Genomic DNA, 2,701 nt, shown 5'->3' with positions numbered 1-2,701 from the left:
AAAAGGCTGCACGAAAAATTTCGCACAGCCTTACAAATTAAATTTTAATAACGGTCATCATAATAATCATCTTCATCGTAATCTAATTCAACACCCCCACCAGTTTCAGCATCAATTTCTATTTCAATTTCAGCACGCTGCTACATGTTCAATTTCATATACATAGCGGCGATCATCTCTATCTAATTCAATTTCAATTACTTTTCCACCAGTTTGTCTTTCAGCAATTTCAATAGCTTTTTCTTTTGAAATTGGTAATTCCAATTGTGCTTGTTGTTCAACTTGTTGCTCTGTCACCACTTGTTTTTGACCTACTTCCACACTTTCTGTAGATAATGTCTCATTTTGTACTACCGCTTCTTTACTTTGATTTCCTGCGCCATTTTTATTTTAAGTTAAGCGATCCTCAATCTTATCTTGATATCTTTTAAACACTGATGAATTTGTCTTAATTCTTCGTTTAGATAAAAGTGCATTGTATTGTAATAATTTTTTAGACAAGTCCTTCATAAGCAGTTTTCGCTCTTCTTCCTTTTTACTAGATTTAATTAAATCCTCTATAGTCATAATTTCTTTACGTATCTCACTATCTTCCGGAGTATAACCAGCATTTTTTAAAATTCGATAAGCCATTCGTAAATTTTCCGGAACCCCTAAATCATCATCCAAGTTTAACGGTTTTCCCATTCCAGATAAATTATTAAATTCCCCTTCTTCATATGCCTGCTTAATTTTTTCATCTACAATTCGCCAAAAATCTGTCATCCTTTTCCCTCCTTTAACTATTTGAACAAAAAATTACTTGGCGGGTGATATTGATACACTTCTAAATCAATTCGCTCATAAAGATCAAATTCGATACCTTCATTTAATAGTAATGTGATTTGTTCAAAACGAGATGCTTCATCTTTTATTGAAATTTCACCTTTACTATTAATTACCCGATGCCAAGGCAATTCATATTTCTCACTCATAGAATGGAGAATGTGAACAACTTGTCTTGCACCTCGTGAATTTCCTGCTAATTTTGCAATTTGACCGTACGTCATGACCTTTCCTGTTGGGATTGATTTTATAATTCGGATTACACTTTCTGTAAACGGAGTCATATACTTCATCCTTTACTTTTACATAACATGTTCACTATTTAATATTCATTTAAACATGATACATGTTAATACTCCAAGATGAACTTAAAAAAAATGAGCAAACTATTACAAAAGCATTCAATGAAAAGAAACATGGAAGTATAACAAAAGTCTGTAAATTAGAACCTATTTTCCAAAACGGCATTTAACTTTCAATATCAAAATGAATTTTCAATTATTCTTTCAACAAAACGAAACCATTTTCCTGTGTAGTACGTAAAAGTATTAATTAAATTTTAGGAGGTAAATAATATGCTTGTAACTACAACAGATTTATTGCAAGGAAAAGAAATTGTAGAATATAAAGGAATTGTTTCTGGAGAAGTCATAATGGGAGCGAACGTCGTAAGAGACTTTATGGCTAGTGTTACTGATTTTATCGGCGGTCGATCTGGAGCTTATGAAAATAAATTAACAGAAGGTAGAGAGCATGCGATTGAAGAAATGAAAGCAAAAGCAAGACGCCTAGGTGCAAATGCAATTGTAGGTGTCGACCTGGATTTTGAAACAATGCGTGAAGGTATGATGATGGTAATCGCTACAGGAACAGCGGTCGTTATCCGATAAGATTATATTAATTCCCACTAATTAATAAAAAGGCATTTCGAACTTTCGAATTCCTAGTTATAATATAAAAAAGTTTTACGAAAAAACAAAATTCGTTTATTATTAATAAAATCACATTTTAAAGTAAAACTTGATTATACATTGTATAGGAGGAGGCAAAAGTGACAATACTTTCAGAAATTTTAAAGCATAATTAGCAGTTTGTCCAAGAGCAACAATACATTAAATACGAAACAGATAAATTCCCAAATAAACGATTGGTAATTTTAACATGTATGGACGCTAGACTCCTCGAACTTCTTCCCTATGCGATGAATTTAAAAAATGGTGACGCAAAAATTTTGCGAAATGCCGGAGCTTTAATTACTGAACCGTTCGGAAGTATTATGAGAAGTATTTTAGTATCTGTTTATTCTTTAAAAGCAAAAGAAGTAATGGTAATCGGACATCATGATTGTGGAATGTCAAATTTAGAACCGGAAGAAATGACAAAAATCATGTTGGAACGTGGAATTAAGGAAGATACTTTACACACAATGCTTTTGGTATTGAAGTACAAAAATGCTTAACTGGTTTTCGAAGTGTAGAAGAAAGTGTTAGTAAAAGTGTGAATACGATAAAAAACCACCCACTATTTCCACCAGATACACCTGTTCATGGTTTAGTCATTGACCCGAAAACTGGTAAGTTAGATCTAGTTGTTGACGGTTATGAAAACTTAACAAATTGATTAAGGGACTGTCCTAAAAGATAATTCGTTCCGTTGGCGGACGCTTTCCGCGGGCACTGCCTCAGCCTCCTCATCTCGCAAGCTCGATTGCGGGGTCTTCGGCTAGTGCTAGTCCCGCTGGATTCTGAGTTTACTTCCATGAATATGCACCGCAGGAAAAATGTCTTATATTTTTCGGAGTCGCCGCCAACTCCACTAAAAACACAACCACTTTGGACTTATTGGATAGCAATTTCATATCATTTGTTACTAAAAT

General features: G+C 33.6%; 4 protein-coding genes and 1 pseudogene. 2 read left to right on the top strand and 3 right to left on the bottom strand.

Annotated features, from left to right (window positions below):
- Positions 1–129: 129 nt before the first annotated feature.
- The 3 genes from GW534_RS15705 to GW534_RS15695 form a co-directional block, all read right to left on the bottom strand.
- Complete coding sequence (locus GW534_RS15705; protein ID WP_161921903.1) at positions 130–321, bottom strand: PepSY domain-containing protein; 192 nt, start codon at positions 319–321, stop codon at positions 130–132.
- Between the two features lie 69 nt (positions 322–390).
- Positions 391–765 carry a DnaJ family domain-containing protein gene (locus GW534_RS15700; RefSeq protein ID WP_161921902.1) on the bottom strand — a complete coding sequence of 125 codons (375 nt, stop codon included), beginning with the start codon at positions 763–765 and terminating at the stop codon, positions 391–393.
- A gap of 17 nt (positions 766–782) precedes the next feature.
- The gene (locus GW534_RS15695) at positions 783–1,109 is read right to left on the bottom strand and encodes an MGMT family protein (RefSeq protein ID WP_161921904.1); all 327 of its coding nucleotides are present in this window, start codon (positions 1,107–1,109) and stop codon (positions 783–785) included.
- A gap of 291 nt (positions 1,110–1,400) precedes the next feature.
- On the opposite strand from GW534_RS15695, the gene GW534_RS15690 reads away from it, so the two are divergent.
- Together GW534_RS15690 and GW534_RS15685 are read left to right on the top strand one after the other, a co-directional pair.
- Entirely contained in the window at positions 1,401–1,715 is a 315-nt protein-coding gene (locus GW534_RS15690) for a YbjQ family protein (protein ID WP_161921901.1), read from the top strand.
- Positions 1,716–1,936: 221 nt separating this feature from the next.
- A pseudogene (locus tag GW534_RS15685) lies at positions 1,937–2,445 on the top strand (beta-class carbonic anhydrase).
- Positions 2,446–2,701: the final 256 nt, after the last annotated feature.

The sequence above is a fragment of the Pallidibacillus pasinlerensis genome (assembly GCF_009996845.1).
GTDB lineage: Bacteria > Bacillota > Bacilli > Bacillales > Caldibacillaceae > Pallidibacillus > Pallidibacillus pasinlerensis.
The sequence above is the reverse complement of the archived record's forward strand: the minus strand, read 5'-3'. Positions and strand labels throughout refer to the sequence as shown.

Bases quoted from the DNA above. Each gene is read 5' to 3' on its own strand.
- GW534_RS15700 (WP_161921902.1), bottom strand. From the start codon at position 765: ATGACAGATTTTTGGCGAATTGTAGATGAAAAAATTAAGCAGGCATAT.
- GW534_RS15690 (WP_161921901.1), top strand. From the start codon at position 1,401: ATGCTTGTAACTACAACAGATTTATTGCAAGGAAAAGAAATTGTAGAA.
- GW534_RS15695 (WP_161921904.1), bottom strand. From the start codon at position 1,109: ATGACTCCGTTTACAGAAAGTGTAATCCGAATTATAAAATCAATCCCA.